The organism is Bacillus cereus group sp. MG20 (assembly GCF_040459885.1).
GTDB classification, from domain to species: domain Bacteria; phylum Bacillota; class Bacilli; order Bacillales; family Bacillaceae_G; genus Bacillus_A; species Bacillus_A cereus.
Genome location: NZ_JARVHF010000001.1, coordinates 4,491,249 through 4,514,527, shown reverse-complemented (window position 1 = coordinate 4,514,527; position 23,279 = coordinate 4,491,249). Strand labels below are relative to the sequence as shown.

Genomic DNA, 23,279 nt, shown 5'->3' with positions numbered 1-23,279 from the left:
ACTTTTAAAATTAGTTTTATTCACTATTACTTCGTTACTACAAAAAACCTCACTTCAGAAAAGTGAGATTTCCTCTCATACAATATTTCTTTATTTTTTGAACGACTATAGAATAAGATTTATTTTTTATTAAGTAAAGTGAATTTAAGAATTTATTGCCCCTATTTCTGTATAATAAATAATCCCAAATTACAAACAGTTTGGGATTATCTTTCTCATTTATTATGCGCATCTAACCACGAAATTAAATCTTTAAATACTTCATCCTTATTTACTTCATGAAACATTTCATGTCTACCATTTTCATATAAACGTAGTGTCACGTCTTTCACACCACATTTTTTATAGTTTTCATATACTTCTTTTACACCTTTCCCCATATCGCCAACAGGATCACGATCACCAGAGAATATATGTATTGGAAGATTCTTTGGCGTCTTCTTGTATTCTTCTAGTTTATTTACTTCTAATACTCCAGAAAATAATTCTCGGTAAAAACTCGTCGTACAAATGAAACCACATAACGGATCCGCAATATATTTATCAACTTGATTATTATCTGAAGATAACCAATCAAATTTTGTACGATTTGGCTTAAAGTTCGAATTGAAGTTTCCGAAAGATAAAAAGTTTAACATTGGACTTTTCGTTTTTGCCCCGCGCAATTTCATTTCGATTGTTGCTACTTTATGACCAATAGCTCCTAAAAGCCCTGGATTTCCACCTGTTCCTGAAATTAGAAATCCATCATATAGTTCACCCCTATGTTGTACAGCACGTCTTGATAAAAAAGAACCCATACTATGTCCAAGTAAAAACAAAGGACTTGACTGTTCTTCTTTTATCCTTTCTGAAACAAAGATAACATCCGATACAACTTGATTCCACCCTATATTTGGTTCAAAATGACCATAATCTTCTTCTTTTTTTACTGTTTTCCCATGTCCTTTATGATCATGCGCATAAACACCATAACCTGCTTCCAATAAAGCATCTACAAATTCTGTATACACCCCTGCATGCTCTGTCATGCCATGTGCAATCTGAATAATTCCTCTCGGATCTCCTTCTGGTAACCATTTACGCAAATAAATTTCCGATCCATCCAATGCCGTAACGAAACTTTCCTGTACATTCATTTCGTCAGCCCCCAAATTTATTATGTATACCTTTAAGAAAAATGAATATCCATTCACTTTTCTTATTTTATATTATATGTAATTGCTTTCATTATGACAAATGATGTATTTTTCAGACTTGCTTTCAAACTAATCTCTTGACGAATCAAAAATAAAATTATATAGTTACTTACATAAAGTAATTATATAATTTTTAGGAGGTTTCTACTGTTATGATGCCATCACTATTTTTAGCACATGGTTCGCCTATGCTCGCTATTCAAGATACAGACTATACACGATTTTTAAAAACACTTGGAGAAACATATAAACCGAAAGCAATTGTTATTTTCACTGCTCACTGGGAAAGTGAAGTATTAACGATTTCCTCATCAGATAACGAATATGAAACAATTTATGATTTTGGAGGTTTCCCCCCTGAGTTATACGAAATCAAATATCGTGCGAAAGGCTCTTCTAGCATTGCATCTATGTTAGAAACAAAATTTAAGAACAAAGGTATTCCAGTCCATCATAATATGACGAGAGGTTTAGATCATGGTTCATGGACACTCCTGCATCGCATGTATCCAGAAGCAAATATTCCTGTCGTGCAAATATCAGTAAATCCATTCCTTTCTGCAAAAGAACAATTTGAAATTGGAGAAGCACTTAAAGGACTCGGACAACAAGATATTTTAGTAATCGGTAGTGGCGTTACCGTTCATAATTTACGAGCACTGAAATGGAATCAAACTACACCTGAAAAATGGGCAATTGAATTTGATGATTGGATTATTAAACATATGCAGAATAACGATAAAGATGTATTGTTTAATTGGGAGAATAATGCTCCTCATGCACAATTAGCCGTACCAAGAGCAGAGCATTTTGTTCCTTTGTTTATTGCAATGGGAAGTGGCGAGAATAGCGGTGAAGTCATTCACCGTAGTTATGAGCTTGGTACATTAAGTTATCTCTGTCTTCGATTTTAAAGAAAAAGGATGAAGCACATGTTGCTTCATCCTTTTTCTTTTTCATTCACTTAGTTAACTAACTTCCAAACGTTGTTTCTCTGATACTTCTTCGTTCTTATTATGAAAATAAACCCAAATACACGCAATAAATAATAGTGATGATGTAGAGAGGAAAACATATTGGAAGCCTGCATGCGCTGCAATTTGTCCCCCGAGCACTGGCCCAATCATATTTCCTAAAAACTGAAACGACTGATTATATCCAAATATTCGTCCCGTAACATGGGTTGGTGTATGTTGTTTTAGTAGAGTTTGTACGGAAGGCAATAATCCTGCTTGTGCGATACCTAATAAAAATCGAAGAATTAATAGTTGCCAAGCTGAGGTTACAAATGCTTGCGGGATAAAAATAATTCCAGCTGCAAACAACGCTACAACTAACGTTTTTTGAGGACCGATATGATCTGATAATCTTCCTAGTCTTGGTGCTGCCAAAATAACTGCTAATCCTGTCGCTGACATAACTGCACCCGCAATTGTTTCAATATGTGCAGTATGAGGACCTACTAAATTTTTCACGTACAATGTAACAATGGGTTGAACTGACATATTAGCAAGTTGAATAATAAATGTTGTTACAAATAAACTAATAATTAAATGCTTCGCTGGGACCATCGTCCATACTTTTTTCGGCTGTGTTTTTTTTGCTTGAGCAGAGTGATTTTCTTCATGCAGGAAGAAAAAAACGATGAGAAAGGAAAGGAATAAAAAAGCTCCTGTAACAAGAAAGACATGACGCATTCCAATTAACTCAGACAAATAACCACCAAGTAATGGGCCAAGTAATGAGCCGCTCACGCCCCCGGTTGAAATTGTGGAAATCGCCCAACCTGAATGTTCTTTCGGAGTTTCTGCTGCAATAAATGTCATCGCGGTTGAAAGGAAACCAGATACTGCTCCCATTAAAAATCTTAGTGCGACTAGTTGATACACATCCGTTACAAACCCCATAAGCGTCATAATAATCGCCATACCGAGGCTCGCACGAATAAGCATCAATTTCCGTCCATGTATATCACCAAGCTTTCCCCATATTGGCGATACGATCGCACCCATTAAAAATGTTACACCAAATGCAAGTCCCGACCACTGTGCAATATTTGAAGTGCCAGTTACTCCTAATTCCTCAATATAAAAAGATAAGAAAGGAATTACTAAACTCATACCGGCTGCAGTGGTAAAACAACCTAGCCAACAAATCATTAAATTCCGTTTCCAGCTGGCCATTTTCACACCTTCTTTCTTTAGATACCCATTCTACACCCTTTCTTGTAAAAAGTTTAGTAATTTGCTTTATATGCAAGATTTACTACAAAACCCGCTATTTTCTAGTAAAAACCACTACATCTCTACATCATTTTCATAATAAAACCAACTCCTCTATATGAAGTTGGTTACTTATTATTTATCGGTATTAAACGAGCATTACAATTTCTCTCGTAAAACTCAATGGGACCTGCTTGTCCAATAATCGCATATTCATATCCATCTTGCTTCATATTATATAAACAATGATGCAATAATTCTTTTCCTACACCTTTCACTCGATTTTGTTTCGCTATGCCCATCGGACCAAACAATCCTTTCTTTCCTCTCACTACATCGTAACAGGCGAAACCAATTATCACTTCCTCCTGCTGTGCAATATAGATAGGTAACTTTTCATTATATGTCCGAAATCCGTAATCAACCGACTGTAACCACCGTTCACCAAATTCATCCGCCACAAATCGTGATAACTTATCAAAATCAGAAGGACTAGCTCTTCTTACATGACAAAATAATGTATTATAAATAGATTTAAAACTATTTAAATCAACCGCTAAGTCTCTCGGTGCAGCTGTAATACGTAATATATCTTCTTGCATTTGTGTATGTATAAATTCGCCAATATCTGTATCTACACGAAATAATGCATACATAACATGTCCTTCATTGATTACTACTTGCTGAAAGCGTTCCATACGTTTCTTCGCTATTTGTAAAATTTCTATCGCTTTATAAGATAGTTTATATTGCCCTATTTTTTTATACTCTTGATTATGTAAATCGAATCGTTTTCGTAACGAAAGTTTTTCTAAAAAATCTGGACCCACTTTATGAAACAAATACATAAATAACTCAGCGCAAACTCCTGTACCTTCTTTACACATACCTATAAACAGATGGACTGGTTGAATTATGTTACACTCACTCTCTTTTGCTGCAATCTCCAATATTTTATGCACACGTTTTGTATATTGAAATTCCTCCATATGTGTTTCCATCCTCTACTAATTTACTAACAAACCGTAACCATAAATAATTGAAACAATTACACCCACTACCAATATACCTGGAAGTAAATTTGCCACCTTGATTTTAATAATACTAAGCAAGTTCAATCCAATAGCAGATATCATAATGCCGCCCGTAGCCGTCATCTCCACTATAAATTGGTTCATTAATTCTTTTGGGACAAAACTATTAATTTGTGTTGCAAAAACTGCAATACCACCTTCATATAAAACAACTGGAATCGCCGAAAATACTACGCCAATTCCTAGAGTTGTCGTTAATATAATAGAAATAAATCCATCGATAATCGCCTTTGTAAATAAAATATCATGATTTCCGCGAATCCCACTGTCAAGTGCACCAAGTATCCCCATCGCGCCAATTGCAAAAATTAAAGTAGCTGTTACAAAACCTTCTGATATGCTACCTTTTCCTTTCGATCCAACTTTATTTTCTAGCCAATCCCCTAAATGTTTTAACTTTTCTTCTAATTGTAACCATTCTCCAATTACCGTACCAATCACTAAACTCAGTATGACAACAAGAAAGTTTTCACTTTTTAATGCCATTTGAAGCCCAAGCACAGTAACCGCTAAACCGATTGCGTGCATTATCGTCCCTTTCATACTTTCTGGAATCCTACTAAATAATTTACCAAGTAAAGTACCAAATATAATACAAATCCCATTTACAACTGCTCCTAATATAACCATTTCTCATTCTTCACCCTTCGAATTCTTTATTTCTATATTTTGGTTTATACATTGATTTACAGGTTATCTATATGTTAACTTAATATTGAGAATATTAACAAATGTTTTCCACTACATAACCCGCTATTTTTTGTAACTTTAATTACCTTTAATAGATTCAGTGTTAATTTAATTGCGGGATAATATTAAAAGGGAAGGTATATATGAAAACTTTACTAAAACGATTTTTGTTAATAGCCTTTTTCATTACACCGATTGTTTTATTAATCAATTACTCTTTTATTTCAAAAGCAAAAGACAAACCCGATTTGCAAAACAAATCTAGTAAAACCGCTTCAAAAAGCGAAAAGAAAATAGAAGACCAAGAAATCACACTCACCTTCTCTGGTGATACAATGTTTGATTGGCAATTACGTCCTATAATCGAAAAGAATGGGGCTGATTACCCATTTCAACATGTAAAAGAAGAAATAAAAAAAGCTGATATTTCTTTTGTGAATTTAGAGTCGGCATTTACAACGAAAGAAAAGAAAGCACCTGGGCAACTGTTTTGGATTAAAAGTGATCCATCTACACTACAAGCTATTAAAAACACTGGATATGACATCGTAAATATTGGGAATAACCACACACTTGATTATGGGCAAGATGGATTATTAGATACGATTTCTCACGTAGAAAAATTAAAGTTCCCTTACATTGGAGCCGGAAAAAATGCGAAAGATGCATATACAGCACGAGAAATGACCGTAAAAGGGAAAAAGTTTAAATTTCTTTCCTTCGTTCGATTTATGCCTGATTCTAATTGGGTAGCTGGTGAGAATAAACCTGGCGTTGCGAATGGCTATGATTTAAATCTTGTAACAAAAACAATTAAAGAACAAAAACAAGATGCAGACTATTTAATCGTCTATATGCATTGGGGCGTTGAAAAATCAAATCGTCCGGTAGAATACCAAAAGCAATATGTACCTAAAATGGTTGAAGCAGGAGCTAACGCAATTGTCGGAAGCCATCCACATTGGTTACAAGGGTTTGAGTATTATAATAAAGTTCCTATCGCTTACTCATTAGGTAACTTTTTATTCCCGAGTTATGTGAATGGGAAAAGCGCTGAAACTGGCGTATTAACTTTAACTTTTAAAGGAAAGGATGTCCAAATGTCATTCAATCCTTATATCATTCGCAACAACCAAGTTTCCCCTGTAAATGAGGGAGAAAAGAAAAAAGCTCTTCAATATTTACAAACAATTTCAACTGATGTAGAAATTGATGATACAGGGAAAATAAAAAACAAACGAAACTAGACAGCTCAAGATCTATTTCTCTGTAATATACTTTACAGAATAGGTGATAAACATGCTGAAAGACTTATTAGAAAATGTAAGTTTGTTAGAGAACGTTTATAAAATTTCTATAGCAGTTCTACTTTTATGTTCCTTTTATTCTGTGAGACTATTTAAAAAAATAAAGCGAGAGAGAAATCTTACTCCTTTTGAATTTACAATGTATGTAATCATTCGTATTGCGATACTCTTTTGGTTAGCTAGCTTTATTCTTCTTGAATTTAATGAGTACCTAGTTTAACTATAAAAAAGATAGAACAAGCACTATATTCCCTCGCTTGTATCTATCTTTTTTATTTACATTCTAACTCTTTCCTTCTATTAAATAAGCAAATCAAACAAAACAGGGTTTTTATTAAGTTCCATAAATTGAATATTATTTTCTTTAAAGCGAGTAATTAATTGCTCATAATCTTCTTTATGTTTTAATTCTACGCCGACTAATGCTGGACCATTTTCTTTATTATGTTTCTTAATATACTCAAAGCGCGTAATGTCATCTTCTGGTCCTAATCCTTTATCAAGAAATTCTCTTAGCGCACCTGAACGCTGTGGAAATTCAATGATGAAATAATGCTTTAACCCTTCGTAAATGAGAGAACGTTCTTTCATTTCTTGCATTCTATCAATATCATTATTTCCACCACTTAGCGTACATACAACTGTTTTACCTTTTATTTCATCCCTGTATAGATCAAGGGCTGCAATAGAGAGTGCACCAGCCGGTTCAGCTACAATCGCATTTTTCTTATACAGTTCTAAAATCGTCGTACAAACTTTCCCCTCTGGTACTAAAACAATGTCATCAATTACATCTCTACAAGTTTCAAAAGTTAACTTTCCTACCTTTTTAACCGCTGCCCCATCAACAAAACTATCTATTTTCTCTAATGCGACATTATCATTTTGAAGAAAAGCCTCTTTCATAGATGCAGCTCCCATCGGTTCTACACCAATAACCTTTGTAGTAGGACTAACACCTTTTACATATGTACCAACTCCTGATGCTAATCCACCACCGCCAATTGCTGTAAAGATATAATCAACTGATTTCTCCATATCATGCATAATTTCAACTGCCACTGTCCCTTGACCTGCAACGACATACGGATCATCAAACGGATGAACAAATGTCATCTTATTTTCTTCACAATAGCGCTGTGCTTCTTGGAAAGAGCTATCGAATGTATCACCAACTAATACAATCTCTGCGAAATCACCACCGAAAAATTGTACTTGTGATACTTTTTGTTTCGGTGTTGTTGTGGGCATAAATATTTTTGACGTAATCTTCAATAAATTACACGTATAAGCAACTCCTTGCGCATGATTACCAGCACTTGCGCAAACAACACCGTTTTGTAATTTTCCTTTCGGTAAGCTTTGAATTAAATTGTACGCACCACGAATTTTGAAAGAGCGAATTAATTGTAAGTCTTCTCGTTTTACATAAACGTCACAATCATATTTCTCAGATAAAACTGTATCACGTTGTAACGGTGTTTTAATAACGATATCTTTCAGGCAATTATGAGCCATTAAGATATCTTCAATTTTCACTCTCTCCTTTACCTTTTGCACCATTATATATCATCCTTATCTCTTTTAAATTGGCTCAATCAAAATGTGGGATTTTCAGGACAGCCCCTGTATTCGCCGATGTTACCATTTGTGCATAACGTCCGAGCCAGCCAGTTTTTACTTTCGGTTCTGGTCGTTTCCATTCTTTTTTACGCTTATCTAATTCTTCATCACTCACTCTTACTTCTAGTAAGCGTTCTTCAACATCAATACATACAATATCCCCTTGTTCAAGAAGTGCAATCATCCCGCCAGCTGCTGCTTCTGGTGAAATATGTCCTACTGAAATTCCACGTGAAGCTCCAGAGAAACGTCCATCCGTTAATAATGCAACCTCAGCACCTAATCCCATTCCAGCAATTGCTGATGTTGGTGCTAACATTTCTGGCATACCAGGGCCACCTCTTGGTCCTTCATAACGAATGACAACTACATCTCCTTTTTTCACTTTCCCAAGCATAATGCCAGCAAGTGCCTCATCTTGTGAATTAAAAATAACGCAAGGTCCTTCAAAACGCTTTACTTCTGTTGCACCGCTTTTAATAACTGCTCCATCTTTCGCAAGGTTGCCTTTTAATATACGCAATCCTCCTTCCTCACTATGAGGGTTTTCGAGAGAGTGAATAACTTCCTTATCTTTAATCTCTGCCTCAGCAATATTTTCTCTTAATGTTTGCCCAGTAGCAGTTATTCGATCAAGATGAAGTACTCCTTCTTTCCGGCTCATCTCTTTCAAAATTGCACTAATCCCGCCCGCACGATCAATATCTTCCATATGCCAATTTGAGGCTGGACTTACTTTACATAAATGGGGTACACGTCTTGAAACTGCATCAATACGGTTCATATCATAATCTAGTCCTGCCTCTTGTGCGAGTGCTAGCGTATGTAATACTGTATTCGTTGATCCACCCATCGCCATATCAAGTGCAAAAGCATCGTCAATTGCTTCTTCTGTTACAATATCACGTGGCTTAATATCTCTTTCAATTAAAATTTTCAATTTCTCTGCTGCTTGTTTAATTAACTCTTCGCGTCTTGGATCAATTGCTAAAATACTCCCGTTACCAGGAAGAGCTAAACCTAACACTTCACATAAACAATTCATAGAGTTCGCGGTAAACATACCCGAACAAGAGCCACAAGATGGACAGCCATGATCTTCAATATCTTTTAATTCTTCTTCTGAAATTTTCCCAGATTGATAAGCTCCTACTCCTTCAAAAACGGAACTCAGATCAACAACTTCTCCTTTAGATGTTTTTCCAGCCGCCATCGGGCCGCCTGAAACAAACACAGTCGGAATGTTAATACGAAGTGCAGCCATCATCATACCTGGTGTAATTTTGTCACAGTTTGGGATACAAATCATGCCGTCAAACCAGTGTGCATTTACAACCGTTTCTACTGAATCTGCAATAATTTCACGACTCGGAAGAGAATAACGCATACCGATATGTCCCATCGCAATACCATCGTCAACTCCAATTGTATTGAATTCGAATGGTACCATACCTGCCGCGCGAACTGCCTCTTTTACAAGTTTCCCAAACTCGTTCAAGTGTTTATGCCCTGGAATAATTTCAATAAAAGAATTACAAATCGCTATGAAAGGTTTATCAAAATCTTCATCTTTCAAACCAGTTGCTTTTAATAAACTACGGTGCGGTGCTTTATCAAAACCTTTTTTAATCATGTCACTTCTCATCTTGTCAAATCCCCTCTTACATATTTTTCATTTATACTCTCTTACTCTATTTCTTTACTAATTCTTTCGGTGCATGAATCCAGCTCATCATTTCACGAAGCTCTGCTCCTACTTTTTCTAATTGATGATTTTGTTCTGCTTTTTTCATTGCGTTATACGTCGGACGCCCTGCTTGATTTTCTAAAATCCATTTCTTCGCAAATTCACCTTGCTGAATTTCTGTCAGAACACGCTTCATTTCCTTCTTCGTTTCATCTGTAACAATTCTCGATCCTGTTACATAATCTCCAAACTCTGCCGTATCTGAAATAGAATGGCGCATAGTCGTTAATCCACCTTCGTACATTAAGTCAACAATTAGCTTTAATTCATGCAAACATTCAAAGTATGCAATTTCAGGACGATATCCGCCTTCTGTTAATGTTTCAAAACCAGCTTTCACAAGTGCAGTTACCCCGCCACAAAGTACAGCTTGCTCTCCGAATAAATCTGTTTCTGTTTCTTCTTGGAATGTCGTTTCAATTACACCTGCACGTGTACAACCTACACCTTTTGCATACGCAAGTGCTACGCTTAATGCCGTGCCCGTAGCATCTTGATGTACTGCGACTAATGCCGGAACACCATTTCCTTCTTGGAATACACGGCGAACGAGATGTCCTGGACTTTTTGGTGCGACCATCGCTACATCTACGTAACTTGGCGGATTAATTTGTCCGAAGTGAATGTTAAATCCATGTGAGAAAAGTAACATTTGTCCTTCACGAAGATTCTCTTCTACCTCTGCTTTATACACATGAGCTTGCTGTTCATCTGGCAATAACATTTGTACAACTTGTGCGGTTCGAACCGCTTCTGAAACAGACATTACTTCAAATCCATCCGCTTTCGCTACTTCATACGACTTACCAGGACGAACACCAACTACAACCTCTACACCAGAATCACGTAAATTTTGTGCTTGCGCATGACCTTGTGATCCATAACCAACTACTGCAACAGTTTTTCCTTGTAATAACTCTACATTTGCATCTTTTTCATAATATGTTTTCATATTCCATACACTCCTTATAATTTATTTACTTGCAGAACATCAATTAATTTTTTCAACTGACTAACAAGTAATGTCGCTTCATTTTCAGTACAAACTGCTGTGAGTTTCATTTCAGAAACACCACTAGTATCTCTTTCTTTTAAATGTAAAGAAGAAATATAATAACCACGCCGAGCAAAAATCCCACTTATACGTAATAAGACGCTTGGCTCGTTATGAATAACGAGTGAAAAAGTATGACTCATTCTTCCCACCTCTTCATAATCATTTCGTTATTCCCTTTGTTTGGCGGAACCATCGGAAATACGTTTTCACCTTCTTCTACACAAAAATCAACTACGACAGGACCTTCGTGAGCAAATGCTTCTAACATCACTTGTTTTGCCTCGGTTGAATTTGTTGCTCTTAATCCCTTTACTCCATAAGCTTCTGCTACTTTCACAAAATCTGGTGATCCAATTTTTGATTCTGATAAACGATTTTCATAAAACATTTCTTGCCATTGCCTTACCATCCCTAAAAATTTGTTATTTATGATAAATACTTTTACAGGGATGTTATTTTCAGCAATTGTTTGTAGTTCTTGAATGTTCATTTGAAAAGAAGCGTCACCTGCAATACAAATGACAAGTTCTTCTTTTTTAGCTAGCTGAGCACCAATTGCCGCTGGAAAACCAAACCCCATTGTTCCTAATCCTCCAGAGGTAAGGAACGTCCGAGGTTTTCTTGCTTTATAGAAGTGAGCAGCCCACATTTGATGCTGACCTACTTCTGTTGTGACAATCGCTTCACCATTCGTTAATTCACTTACTAAGTTGATCACATGCTGTGGTTTTAACTCAGATTCTTTTTGCTTATAAGAAAGTGGATATTCTTCTTTCCATGTCTTTACTTTCTGAAGCCATTCGTCTGTTTGTGTATAAATAGACATATGTAACAGCATGTGTAACGCTTTTTTTACATCACCAACAATCGGATGTTCTACAGTTACATTTTTATGAAACTCAGAAGAATCAATATCAATATGTACTTTTTTCGAGTGCGGAGAAAAAAGTTCTAATTTTCCTGTTACACGATCATCGAAGCGAACACCTAATGCAAGTAGTAAATCACAATCTGTTACCGCCATATTAGCAGCGTATGTCCCATGCATACCAAGCATCCCTAGAAACAATGGATCATCCGGTGGATATGCACCAAGTCCCATTAAAGTTGAAACGACTGGAATACGGTTCTCCCTTGCGAATTCGAAGAGTTCATCGGATCCACCTGAATGAATGACACCTCCTCCAATATAAAGAAGTGGACGCTTAGATTTTGAAATTGCTTTAGCCACCTCTCTAAGTTTCATGTTGTCTGGTACAAGTTCTGGTTTGTACCCCGGAATATCAACTTCTTCATTAAAGAAACTGGTGACTTTTGCATTTTGAACATCTTTTGGAATATCAATTAATACTGGTCCCGGGCGCCCGCTTTTGGCGATATAAAAAGCTTCTTGCACAATTCGTGATACATGATTCACATCACGAACCTGGTAATTATGCTTCGTAACAGGTACTGTAATTCCGACAACATCCGCTTCTTGAAATCCATCTTTACCAATTAAAGGCGTTGCAACTTGCCCGGTAATGACAACTAAAGGAATCGAATCCATATAAGCGTCTGCTAAACCCGTAACTAAATTTGTCGCCCCTGGGCCAGAGGTAGCAAAGACTACCCCAACCTTTCCAGAAGCTCTCGCATATCCTTCAGCCGCATGAATGGCAGCTTGTTCATGACGAGTTAAAACATGTTTCAAACCACTTTCGTATAACGCATCGTATACTGGTAAAATCGCTCCGCCTGGATAGCCGAAAACGGTCGTTACACCCAATTTCTTCAAACATTGAATCACGTGCCCAGCGCCTGTCATTTCTTCATACTGTAATTTCTCATACGCTGTATACTGCTGCTTCATTTCCATTAACTCCTCTCCTTATTTACGCTAAGCTTTCCGTCAGCCCGGGAACACGTACTCCTCTTTCTCTCGTTAATTTTTTAAATTCTTCGGTCAATTGTTTCGTTACACTTCCTGGTTTCCCATCTCCAATTTCTCTGGAATCAACTTTTACAACTGGAATTAACTCCGCTGCTGTTCCTGTTAAAAATACTTCATCCGCTACATATACATCATGGCGAGTGAACGGTCTTTCCTCACACGGAATACTCAGTCGCTTACATAGCTCGATAACACTATTTCTCGTAATACCTTCTAATGCTCCTAAATAGGATGGCGGGGTTAATACTTTTCCATCTTTCACAACGAAAACATTATCACCAGAACCTTCACAAACATATCCTTGTTGATTTAACATAAGAGCCTCTAACACTCCTGCTTGTGCTGCTTCGATTTTTACAAGTACGTTATTTAAATAATTCATTGACTTAATACGTGGATCTAACGCATCTGGCGTATTACGTCTTGATGCAACCGATACAACGCTTAGCCCATTATCATAAAATTCTTGTGGGAATAACTTTAATTGTTCTGCAATGATAATTACGCTCGGCTTCACACAACTTCTCGGATCGAGCCCTAAGTCACCTTTTCCTCTTGAGACAATTAAGCGAATGTAAGCATCAGTATATTCGTTTTTTTGGAGTGTATGTAAAACTGCTTCTTCCATTTCTTCTACCGTCATTGGAATTGTTAGTAAAATAGATTTCGCTGATTCATACAATCGTTTCACATGTTCTTTTAAACAAAATACATTTCCTCCGTAACTACGAATCCCTTCAAATACACCGTCTCCGTATAAAAAACCGTGATCATATACTGAAACAACTGCCTTTTCTTTTTCTACAAATTCCCCATTCATGTAAATGTACTGGTTTCCCATCTCACATCGCTCCTCTTTTTTCTCTATTTTTTGCAATCTATTTCTACATCGATTGCTGAGATGAGTATTTTTAACAGAATATTCAGTATATAAACCTTAAAAATATACTCGTCTCAACAATCGATTACTTACATACTTGTAGCAATCCATTGCTGAGACGAGGGAATCGTGGTACCACTCAGCTTCCTTATACTTCTCACGAAATATAAGCTCTGCAAGTCCAATTAGACTTTTGTTTTTCTATCGGGAACAACCCCGCTACTTTTTACTAGTTTTCAAAAGTAGTGCTCCAAGGTGATTTTCAATGAGTGAATTGTTACCACCCTCACAGCCTCGGGGCAGCTCTCTGAAACAATCTTTATCATTTACTCTCCTCTTCTACGCATTCTCTTCTTCTATTTTTAAAAATAAAAACTCTCGCCTCAGCAATCAACTACTACAATTTAGTAGCTTTGATTGCTGAGGCGAGAGTTTCGCGTTACCACTCAGCTTCCTTATACTTCTCACGAAATATAAGCTTTGTAGGTCCAATCAGACCTCCGTCCTTTTACCGGAGACGATGCCGCCGCCCTCTACTCAGTTTCCCTTTCGCAAGCGATGCTCCGAGGTGATCTTCAATGATTCGATTGTTACTACCCTCACAGCCTTGGAGTAGCTCTCTGAAACGATCATAATCATCTACTTTCCTCTTCTTTACATATACAACATATAAAGTTAGAAAATTCTTAATTAACTTTTATTTGTTACACGTATTATAGGACGTTGTTCTTTTCCTTGTCAACATGTTTTTTCAAAAAAATCAAAATTCATTCTATTTATTTTTTCTCAAATCAAAATTGGAATGCATTACTTACATACACTCATATATTACTTAAGTATGTTTGCATTACTACATAAAGAAAAACTTATAAAGTTTATGAGGAGATGAGGAAACTATGTTAAAAGGGAAAGTAGCGTTAGTTACAGGAGCAAGCCGAGGAATTGGACGAGCAATCGCTAAACGTTTAGCAAATGACGGTGCATTGGTTGCTGTTCATTACGGTAATCGAAAAGATGACGCTGAAGAAACTGTTCATGAAATTCGATCAGATGGTGGCCAAGCTTTTTCTATCGGCGCAAATTTAGAATCCTTACACGGTGTAGAAAACCTTTATAACGCTTTAGATACTGAATTACAAATGCGCACTGGTGAAACACAATTTGATATTTTAATAAACAATGCTGGCATTGGTCCTGGTGCTTTTATTGAAGAAACGACTGAACAATTTTTTGATAGAATGGTTTCAGTAAATGCAAAAGCTCCATTCTTTATCATTCAACTAGCACTACCACGTTTACGTGACAATAGCCGAATTATTAATATTTCATCCGCTGCCACCCGCATTTCTTTACCTGATTTTGTTGCATATAGTATGACGAAAGGCGCTATTAATACAATGACTTTTACGCTAGCAAAACAGCTTGGAGCACGAGGAATAACGGTGAATGCAATACTTCCAGGATTTATTAAAACAGATATGAACGCAGAACTCTTGAGCGACCCAATGATGAAGCAGTACGCTACTACTATTTCCGCTTTCAATCGCTTAGGTGAAGTAGAAGACATTGCCGATACTGCTGCATTCCTTGCTTCTCCAGACAGCCGCTGGGTTACTGGACAATTAATTGATGTGAGCGGAGGATCTTGTTTGTAAAAAACATATATTTTCAAATCTTTTTTATTGCGCAATGAAACAATTTATATAATACTATATAAAACATATACATTTAGGAGGATTACAGCAATGTCCGAAAAAACATACGAACTCGCAACCTTCGCAGGCGGTTGCTTTTGGTGCATGGTAAAACCATTTGATGAACTTCCTGGTATTCATAAAGTACTTTCTGGCTATGCAGGAGGTCATGTAGAAAACCCAACATATGAACAAGTAAAAGCTGGAACATCTGGACATTTAGAAGTTGTTCAAATTACATTCGATCCTTCTATTTTTCCTTATCAGAAATTACTAGACTTATATTGGCCACAAATCGATCCAACTGATGATGGCGGACAATTTTTTGACCGTGGTCCATCTTATCGTACCGCTATTTTTTATCATAACGAAACACAAAAAGGGCTTGCTGAAAAATCAAAACAAGCTCTTGCAGAAAGCGGTATGTTTAAAGATCCAATCGTGACTGAAATTCGTCCTGCTACACCTTTTTACGAAGCAGAGGAATACCACCAACATTTCTATAAAAAGAATCCAGAGAAATATGCTACTGAGCAAAAGGAATCTGGTCGTGAAGACTTTATAAAAGAAAATTGGCAAAAAAAATAATAAAAACGCATCGTGCTTTTTGAGTACGATGCGTTTTTATTTTTGATAAAAGTACCATACAATTAATAGAACAATTGCTGTTAGTGACCAAAGTACTATCTCGTTTTTCACTCTATTCTTTTTCTTAGTCATTTCATTCCCTCCTAATAACTATTAAACATATTCAATTTTTTCTTTGTTTAATTGTCCATCTTATATACGTGAATACATCCTTACAAATTCTAATAGCAAGACCACCAATAATTCCGATTGAAATGGAAATTACTAGCATCTGTCCAAAACTAAAAGAATTTGTGTACATTATGTAGAGAACGATACATATAAGTAAAACATCCGGTAAAGAAAGTAAAAACCTTTTAAGCATTCCTTTATCTCCTCTATACTTTTTAATTTATATCTTCTACTGTAATTTTGAAATAAAATTTGTTCAAAAATTCCATTTATACCCTCATTTTATGAAAAATAATAAGAATCCCTTTTCAAAAGAGATTCTTATTCAGCAGATTTAAGTTTAATTATTTTCTACATATCCTATTCCATAATTACTCCTAAAATAGAATAATATTACTAATGATTTATTGTAAATTGACTATTTGCCAGGCAACCGAATGTCGCGCCAGCTACCTACATTGCATTGGCCAAATTCATTATTACCTACCGCTATCACCGTGCCGTCTGATTTTAGTCCGACTGTATGTGCACAACCAGCCGCTATCGCTACAATATCTCTCCAATCACTTACGTTACATTGACCATACTCATTCCAACCCACTGCCACCACGGTACCGTTTGATTTAAGTCCGATTGTATGATTCGTACCAGCCGCTATTGCTACAATATCTCGCCAGCCACTTACATCACACTGGTTATGTTTATCATTCCCCACTGCTGTCACCGTACCGTCTCGTTTAAGACCAACAGTATGAAGATACCCAGCCTTGACCGCTACAATACCTCGCCAGCTACTTACATTGCATTGACCATATCGATTATTCCCCACAGTCGTCAATGTGCCGTCCAATTTAAGACCGACTGTATGCCAGTCACCCGCTGTGACTGCCACAATACCTTGCCAACTGCTTACATTGCATTCTCCTTCTTTATTTCGGCCCACCGCTACTACCGTGCCATCCGATTTCAGGCCAATAGTACGACGCCACCCTGCCGCAACTGCTACAATATTATGCCAATCGTTTATATCACATTGTTCATGCTTATTCCAACCCACTGCTACCGCAGTACTGTCACATGTAAGACCGATTGTATGAGCATTACCCGTGTTCGTTGCCATATGAACATTGCCCACTGCGACTGCTTCAATATCTCGCCAGCCACTTAGATTACATTCCCCTTCTTTATTCCGGCCCACCGCTACTACCGTGCCATCCGATTTCAGGCCAACTGTATGACAACGCCCCGCCGCTATCATATCTTTGGGCCATCGCTTCACTTTTTCTTTCGATAAAAGGTAATCCATGTTTTACCTCCTTGCATATAAGCAACTGTATCATAATAGATATTTTTATCAAATTTCATTATAAATCTACATTTACAAAGAAAGCTTATTTTACTTCTTCAAAAAATAAAAACCTCCAGTTTAAATACTAGAGGTTTTCTCGTTATTTCTTCAAGCGTTCAATAAAATCGTTCAATTTATCTAGCGATTTCATATTCTGATTGCAAGCTACACCATCTTTGCAAATGTAGTTTCCTTTTTTAACGAAAGTTCCTGGTACATCGCCTTTAATTTCAACTAAAAACATTCCTACTTCTTCATGTCCATGACATAACGAACAAATGCTTTTTTTATTTAAACTTTGGAACGTTCCTTGCAGACCAACAAATTTATTTTTATCATTTTTCGCTATAATAAATTTCCTGCTTGACCCCTTATCAATCCAGCTTAAATAAGATATTTCTTTCATATCCATTTCTTCCATATCAGGAAGTTTTAACTTTTTCGCTTTAGGAAATAATTTTTTTAATGTTTGTGCTGTAACTTCTTGAAACGGAATTACATACGGATTTATTTTCATTAAAAATGATTCTGCATCTTCTCTATTTTGAACTGTTAATACCGTATCAATTAACTCTTTCTGTTCATCCGTTAAATTCTCAAATACATGTATTATCTTTTCAATCGCAAGCGATTTTAACGCTTGAATTACACCTCTATCATTTGCCGTTGCATGCCCGTTTGCTAAAATATAAGCTTGTGATTTTATAAAATTATATTGATCACTTCTAATAAACGCTTCCATCTTTATCACTCCATACAAATTGTTGATCTAGTTTTATTGTATACAATGATTACGTTTTTTGATATGTAAAAGATAACTTAGAAACAAACATTACATATATCACTTATTCTCTACCGCTGCATTTCCTGACAAAAGAAGCCATCATCTGTTTTCCATTCCGCATATAATACGTCTTCAAATTTAGTAATTCCTTTTTGCTTTATTTGTTTATAAAGCCATCCTTCATCAAATCCCGCTTCCCTCAAATTATCCTTAACTACTTTTCCATCACTAATTAATGAAATTGGTAAGTATACAGGCTTATGTTTTAAACTTAAATCATTTATAGTAGGAGATTCGTATTTACTTTTTTTCAGAACGCTTATGTTTCCGTTCGGTTCCAATATCATATATTCAACTTCTCGGATTGAAAATATATCTTTTTGTTGCCTAAGCATTTGTTGTAATTGGTTTATATCCAAATGATTTACGCTTAATTGTTCACGATCAATCTTTCCGTTACGAATAATAATTGAAGGATACCCTTCAAAAAACCTTCTTGTTCCTCTTACTTTTTGTGTTATCACTTCTATAGTATAAATTAAAATTACCCAAACAAATACTGAATATAAAATAGACCATACTTTAATTTTAGGATCATATATTGAATTTCCAACGAGCTCACCTAGGACGATTGCAGAAATAAAATCAAATGGCGTTAGCTGAGATATTTGTGTTTTCCCTAATATTTTTGTAGCAATTAATAGAACAAAAAAACCAACTAAAAGCTCTATCGTTATTTGTCCAATATGATTCATATATGTTCACCTTTCTACTTTTCAAGTGCTCTGTATACCATTTAATAAAAAAACGGCACATTTTTTCTATTATCATGCCCGTTCACACCTCATATATCCAATACACATAAAACAAAAAGAGTCTGATTCAAAGTAATATATGAATCAGACTCTTTTCCTCTTATTTAGAATACACAATCTTTTTAATCGTTTCCCCAGAAAGAAAATATTCTTCTGCAAGTTGATGAATAGCAATCCCACTTTTAAACGCTTCTTTAATTGCTTTATTTCTTTCATCTAGTTGTTTTCTTCCGCCAGATCGTGTACCCCATTTATAATGTTTCGTTTCTTGTTTCGGAATGTAAATTGTTTCACCTTGTATATACTTTTGAATTTCAGTAATTAAACTCTCTGGTAAAACAGCATTAGCTTTTACGTATTTCATTTCTGCTCGCCCCTTATTTTTTATGGTTCATTTCAATAAGGTGCAAAGCCAAATATAAAAAATGATACGAGCTCATATAGGCGATTGTATATTACTTGTCTACCTCACGCAAAGTATCGCCATTTCCATACTTGGCTTTGCATGAGACGTTGCAGTGTCTGGCAATTGAATTATAATCGCCATATAAACACCTCCTAATATACCTTTTGTATTTTATTATATGATAAATTCCTTCTCCTTGCATCCACACCCTTCTTAAAGCACGAAATTACTTAGTTTGATATAATACTTTTTAATTGAATCAAAAAACATTGTGAGGTTACATTATGAGGAAAAAAATTATCATTACAATCGTTACACTATTCTTTATTATCACGGCATTATTTGGAACATACAAATTGATGAATGCAAGAAGCTTTCAATTATTTGGAGATTTAACACAACGCGTAGAAACAAATGAAAAAGTGATTGCTTTAACTTTTGATGATGGCCCTACTAACAATGTAAAACAAATATTACCGCTACTAGATAAATACAACGCTAAAGCTACTTTCTTTTTAATTGGAAATGAATTAGAGCAAAGTTTATCGTTAGGAGAAGCTATCGCGCAATCTGGGCACCAACTTGGAAACCATACATATTCTCATAATAGAATGGTTTTCAAAATACCTTCTTTTATTAAAGATGAAATAGAAAAAACGAATTCATTAATCCGCCAAACAGGATTTACAGACGAAATTGATTTTAGGCCCCCTAACGGTAAGAAGTTAATAGGGCTGCCATATTATTTAAATAAAAACAATATCGAAACAATCACATGGGATCTTGAGCCCGATACTTTTTATAAATCTGCGGCTGATAAAATTAAATACGTTAATAAAAATGTAAAACCAGGTTCTATCATTTTACTGCACTCTATGTATGATGAGTCTAATGAAAATTTACAAACGATTGAAGGTATTTTAGATTCTTTATCTAAGAAGGGCTATCAGTTCGTAACAGTAAATGAATTGCAAAAAAGAGCAAAATAAAAAGGTAGCGTATCTTTGTATGATACGCTACCTTTCTTTTTATATAATGCCAAGTACATTTAAGAATACGATAATAATCGCAATTGGTGCGATATAACGAAGTAAGAATAACCATAATACGAATAGTTTATAACCTTTATTTTTACTTACACCTAGCTCTTTCATTAATACATCTTTCTTCATTTTTAAAGGAACAAAGATAGAAACTAATAATACACCAAGTGGCATTAATACGTTACTTACTGCATAGTCCGCTAAATCAAAGACTGTCTTCCCGAAAATCTTCAGATCACTTAATATACCGAATGATAATGCTGATGGTACCCCAACAACGAAGATTAATAACCCTACGATTAAGGCCATTTTTTCACGTTTCCCTTTACCTTTTGATGTTAACGATGCAACACTAATTTCTAACATCGAAATTGCTGATGTAATCGTAGCGAAGAAGAATAGTAATAAGAAAACAATGAAGAATAATTTTCCGAACGCCATTTTACTGAAAATAGCTGGCAACACGATAAATAATAGTCCCGGCCCTTGAGATGGTTCCATTCCAAATGCGAACACAACTGGGAAAATTGCAAGTCCTGCAAGTAATGTAATAACAAGAGTTAAGGCTACGATAGAAAATGCTGAACGTGGTAAGCTTTCTTCTTTCGGTAAGTACGAGCTATACGTTACCATAACGGCTACCCCGACAGATAATGAGAAGAACGATTGCCCCATTGCGTATAATATAACTTCTGATGTTACATGTGAGAAATCAGGTTGTAAGAAGAAACGAACGCCTTCTCCAGCACCATCTAATGTAAGTGCACGAACGATTAATACAAAGAATAAAACGAATAATGCTGGCATGAAATATTTATTTACTTTTTCAACACCATTTTGTACACCTTTACTTACGATGAAAATAGTAATAAGGATGAATAATAGCTGTGATCCAACTGCTAAATATGGATTGGAAATGATTTCACCAAACGTAGCTTCGTATGCTCCATTTCCTTCCCATAGTCTACCTGTAATTGCATTCCATAAATATAATAAAATCCAGCCCCCTACAACACTGTAGAAAGAAAGTAATATGAAACATGTTACAATTCCTAATTTACCTAACCAAGGCCATAACGTTTTAGGAGCAATCTCTCTATATGCATCGACAGCCTCTTTTTGTGTACTTCTTCCAATAACAAATTCAGCTAATAATAGCGGTAAACCAATTAATAATGTGAAACCGATGAAAATTAGGAAGAACGCTCCGCCTCCTCCAATGCCGGCCATATATGGGAATTTCCAAATCGCCCCAAGACCAATTGCCGAACCTGCTGCAGCTAATACGAAACCTAATTTCGATGTCCATTGCTGTGAATTCATTTGTTAATCTCCTCTCTATCTCTTTTTCTTTGTTACAATTTGGTATTTATATTGTTCTATCAATACTCTTTTCTAATACGTTCACTTCCTCCCTAATAAAAAAACGTCCCTACGTAAATACGTAGGGACGACAAAAATATCGCGGTACCACCCTAGTTGTGAAGAACACTAAGAAACCACCTAAATAAAAACGCCCCTACGCAAAAACGTAGGGACGATAAAATATCGCGGTACCACCCTAGTTATGAAGACACAACAAAGTTAGGACCTAAATAAAAAACGTCCCTACGTAAATACGTAGGGACGATAAATATCGCGGTACCACCCTAGTTGTGAAAAAATCTTCACCACTTTATTTGATAACGGTATAAACTACCGTCTTTCATTTCCTCATAATGCGAGATTTATGAAAGATGCTCCAGGACGAACTTCATGAATAATCTATATACTGATTCACACCAACCATCAGCTCTCTGAAATAGGGAGATATTCACTACTATACCCTTTCATTGCCCAAATATTATTTTCCGAATTGATTACTATCATTTTTATCACACATTAAAAATAGTGTCAACTTATATTTCGAATTTTTATGTATTACAATCTATTTCAAAATTCGAAATGTGAGTTTTAGTTTAGAAAACAAGTGGATTAGTACATAACGAATTCTAACAGGCAATAGAAAAAGAATTACGTATTATTGATACTTATTCAATAATACAAATCATCTAGAAACATAACTTGTCTCTCTGTATTAATTTTTTAAGAGTTTGATGGATACCAAGAAAATTTCGCATCACTATCCAGTGGTCTATTTTTCGTTTCTTCTTTAATTACACGAAACCATTCATTTAGAATTTGAGTTTTGGGCAATTGAGCAGCAAGGTTATCTTCCCAAATTATATGTGAAAACCAGGCTTTCGTTTCCCATTCAAACTGCAATTGCGCAAACGAAATTATAGGGTGAGCAGCTTCATGAAATTGCTCATTTACTGCATTTGAAACTTCTGGAGCTTGCGGTAACAACTCGTTCTGAATTCTATTTCTTATCGTCTCATTTTCTAGCTGATCCCAGAAATACAATTGCCCATTTATTTGATAGAAAATATCAAATGAAGCCTCACCTTTCTTCAAATTCAATAATACGAAGGCACGTTCCACATCATTGTCAGCCGCCTTTACAGCATTAACAATTATATTTTGTGCCATTGATACCCAGTAACTAGTCGCTTCCTCTACCGGTGATTCAACATACAATTCTTCACTTAATTCATGAAGAGTGGCTTCTTGCTCATTTACTTTTTCAACTTTTTTAAAAAACCTATTAAAAAAACCCATAACTTCCCCCTTATTAC

The 23,279-nt window shown here is 35.7% G+C and carries 23 protein-coding genes and 2 other annotated features; of the genes, 6 read left to right on the top strand and 17 right to left on the bottom strand.

Annotation, left to right across the window (positions count from 1 at the left end):
- Positions 1-215: 215 nt before the first annotated feature.
- Positions 216-1,139: an alpha/beta hydrolase gene (locus tag QCI81_RS23240; protein WP_071730941.1), complete on the bottom strand. Its 924-nt coding sequence runs from the start codon at positions 1,137-1,139 to the stop codon at positions 216-218.
- A 212-nt stretch (positions 1,140-1,351) separates the two neighbouring features.
- On the opposite strand from QCI81_RS23240, the gene QCI81_RS23235 reads away from it, so the two are divergent.
- Positions 1,352-2,113: a DODA-type extradiol aromatic ring-opening family dioxygenase gene (locus QCI81_RS23235; RefSeq protein ID WP_353810896.1), complete on the top strand. Its 762-nt coding sequence runs from the start codon at positions 1,352-1,354 to the stop codon at positions 2,111-2,113.
- Between the two features lie 54 nt (positions 2,114-2,167).
- On the opposite strand, the gene QCI81_RS23230 is transcribed toward QCI81_RS23235, so the two are convergent.
- From QCI81_RS23230 to QCI81_RS23220, 3 genes are all read right to left on the bottom strand, one after another.
- Complete coding sequence (locus QCI81_RS23230; protein ID WP_000179289.1) at positions 2,168-3,382, bottom strand: multidrug efflux MFS transporter; 1,215 nt, start codon at positions 3,380-3,382, stop codon at positions 2,168-2,170.
- Positions 3,383-3,549: 167 nt separating this feature from the next.
- Positions 3,550-4,410, bottom strand: a complete 861-nt coding sequence (locus QCI81_RS23225) for a GNAT family N-acetyltransferase (protein ID WP_071730938.1) — start codon at positions 4,408-4,410, stop codon at positions 3,550-3,552.
- A gap of 18 nt (positions 4,411-4,428) precedes the next feature.
- Positions 4,429-5,145, bottom strand: coding sequence for a DUF554 domain-containing protein (locus QCI81_RS23220; protein WP_000236030.1), 717 nt, complete (start codon positions 5,143-5,145; stop codon positions 4,429-4,431).
- Between the two features lie 203 nt (positions 5,146-5,348).
- Between QCI81_RS23220 and QCI81_RS23215 the strand changes: the two genes are divergently transcribed.
- Both QCI81_RS23215 and QCI81_RS23210 read left to right on the top strand, forming a co-directional pair.
- Positions 5,349-6,452, top strand: coding sequence for a CapA family protein (locus QCI81_RS23215; protein WP_000854539.1), 1,104 nt, complete (start codon positions 5,349-5,351; stop codon positions 6,450-6,452).
- Between the two features lie 52 nt (positions 6,453-6,504).
- Positions 6,505-6,732: a hypothetical protein gene (locus tag QCI81_RS23210; protein WP_000910229.1), complete on the top strand. Its 228-nt coding sequence runs from the start codon at positions 6,505-6,507 to the stop codon at positions 6,730-6,732.
- Between the two features lie 80 nt (positions 6,733-6,812).
- On the opposite strand, the gene ilvA is transcribed toward QCI81_RS23210, so the two are convergent.
- Genes ilvA through ilvE form a run of 6 tightly spaced genes read right to left on the bottom strand, consistent with a single transcriptional unit; the run spans position 6,813 to position 13,713 of the window.
- Positions 6,813-8,075, bottom strand: a complete 1,263-nt coding sequence (gene ilvA, locus QCI81_RS23205) for a threonine ammonia-lyase IlvA (protein ID WP_071730936.1) — start codon at positions 8,073-8,075, stop codon at positions 6,813-6,815.
- Positions 8,076-8,106: 31 nt separating this feature from the next.
- The gene (gene ilvD, locus QCI81_RS23200; RefSeq protein ID WP_001255813.1) at positions 8,107-9,780 is read right to left on the bottom strand and encodes a dihydroxy-acid dehydratase; all 1,674 of its coding nucleotides are present in this window, start codon (positions 9,778-9,780) and stop codon (positions 8,107-8,109) included.
- A 46-nt stretch (positions 9,781-9,826) separates the two neighbouring features.
- A complete protein-coding gene (gene ilvC / locus QCI81_RS23195) occupies positions 9,827-10,834 on the bottom strand; it encodes a ketol-acid reductoisomerase (RefSeq protein WP_023521657.1) in 1,008 nt (335 codons plus the stop codon).
- Between the two features lie 14 nt (positions 10,835-10,848).
- A complete protein-coding gene (locus QCI81_RS23190) occupies positions 10,849-11,079 on the bottom strand; it encodes an ACT domain-containing protein (protein ID WP_000019909.1) in 231 nt (76 codons plus the stop codon).
- The gene (gene ilvB / locus QCI81_RS23185; protein ID WP_053565516.1) at positions 11,076-12,791 is read right to left on the bottom strand and encodes an acetolactate synthase large subunit; all 1,716 of its coding nucleotides are present in this window, start codon (positions 12,789-12,791) and stop codon (positions 11,076-11,078) included. The genes QCI81_RS23190 and ilvB overlap by 4 nt, the downstream gene beginning before the upstream one ends.
- Before the next feature lie 22 nt (positions 12,792-12,813).
- A complete protein-coding gene (ilvE, locus tag QCI81_RS23180) occupies positions 12,814-13,713 on the bottom strand; it encodes a branched-chain-amino-acid transaminase (RefSeq protein ID WP_071730933.1) in 900 nt (299 codons plus the stop codon).
- Positions 13,714-13,863: 150 nt separating this feature from the next.
- Positions 13,864-14,103: a binding site (T-box leader), on the bottom strand.
- 545 nt (positions 14,104-14,648) lie between these two features.
- Here ilvE and QCI81_RS23175 point away from each other — a divergent pair.
- The gene (locus QCI81_RS23175; RefSeq protein WP_065228619.1) at positions 14,649-15,407 is read left to right on the top strand and encodes an SDR family oxidoreductase; all 759 of its coding nucleotides are present in this window, start codon (positions 14,649-14,651) and stop codon (positions 15,405-15,407) included.
- A gap of 90 nt (positions 15,408-15,497) precedes the next feature.
- On the top strand, positions 15,498-16,034 hold the full coding sequence (gene msrA, locus QCI81_RS23170; protein ID WP_023521654.1) for a peptide-methionine (S)-S-oxide reductase MsrA: 537 nt from the start codon (positions 15,498-15,500) through the stop codon (positions 16,032-16,034).
- A gap of 163 nt (positions 16,035-16,197) precedes the next feature.
- Here msrA and QCI81_RS23165 read toward each other — a convergent pair whose 3' ends face one another.
- The 5 genes from QCI81_RS23165 to QCI81_RS23145 form a co-directional block, all read right to left on the bottom strand.
- Entirely contained in the window at positions 16,198-16,398 is a 201-nt protein-coding gene (locus tag QCI81_RS23165; RefSeq protein ID WP_000919315.1) for a hypothetical protein, read from the bottom strand.
- Between the two features lie 225 nt (positions 16,399-16,623).
- Positions 16,624-17,511, bottom strand: a complete 888-nt coding sequence (locus QCI81_RS23160; RefSeq protein WP_071730931.1) for an RCC1 domain-containing protein — start codon at positions 17,509-17,511, stop codon at positions 16,624-16,626.
- Positions 17,512-17,653: 142 nt separating this feature from the next.
- Positions 17,654-18,295, bottom strand: a complete 642-nt coding sequence (locus QCI81_RS23155; protein ID WP_000387074.1) for a FusB/FusC family EF-G-binding protein — start codon at positions 18,293-18,295, stop codon at positions 17,654-17,656.
- Positions 18,296-18,405: 110 nt separating this feature from the next.
- On the bottom strand, positions 18,406-19,092 hold the full coding sequence (locus tag QCI81_RS23150) for a DUF421 domain-containing protein (RefSeq protein WP_001015543.1): 687 nt from the start codon (positions 19,090-19,092) through the stop codon (positions 18,406-18,408).
- 160 nt (positions 19,093-19,252) lie between these two features.
- On the bottom strand, positions 19,253-19,516 hold the full coding sequence (locus QCI81_RS23145) for a CD3324 family protein (protein WP_000878325.1): 264 nt from the start codon (positions 19,514-19,516) through the stop codon (positions 19,253-19,255).
- Between the two features lie 326 nt (positions 19,517-19,842).
- Here QCI81_RS23145 and QCI81_RS23140 point away from each other — a divergent pair, with 326 nt between their 5' ends.
- On the top strand, positions 19,843-20,547 hold the full coding sequence (locus tag QCI81_RS23140) for a polysaccharide deacetylase family protein (protein WP_071730928.1): 705 nt from the start codon (positions 19,843-19,845) through the stop codon (positions 20,545-20,547).
- 39 nt (positions 20,548-20,586) lie between these two features.
- Here QCI81_RS23140 and QCI81_RS23135 read toward each other — a convergent pair whose 3' ends face one another.
- Together QCI81_RS23135 and QCI81_RS23130 are read right to left on the bottom strand one after the other, a co-directional pair.
- Entirely contained in the window at positions 20,587-21,924 is a 1,338-nt protein-coding gene (locus tag QCI81_RS23135) for a sodium-dependent transporter (RefSeq protein WP_001088187.1), read from the bottom strand.
- 296 nt (positions 21,925-22,220) lie between these two features.
- Positions 22,221-22,443 (bottom strand) — a binding site (T-box leader).
- A gap of 243 nt (positions 22,444-22,686) precedes the next feature.
- A complete protein-coding gene (locus QCI81_RS23130; protein WP_071730927.1) occupies positions 22,687-23,262 on the bottom strand; it encodes a hypothetical protein in 576 nt (191 codons plus the stop codon).
- Positions 23,263-23,279 lie beyond the last annotated feature (17 nt).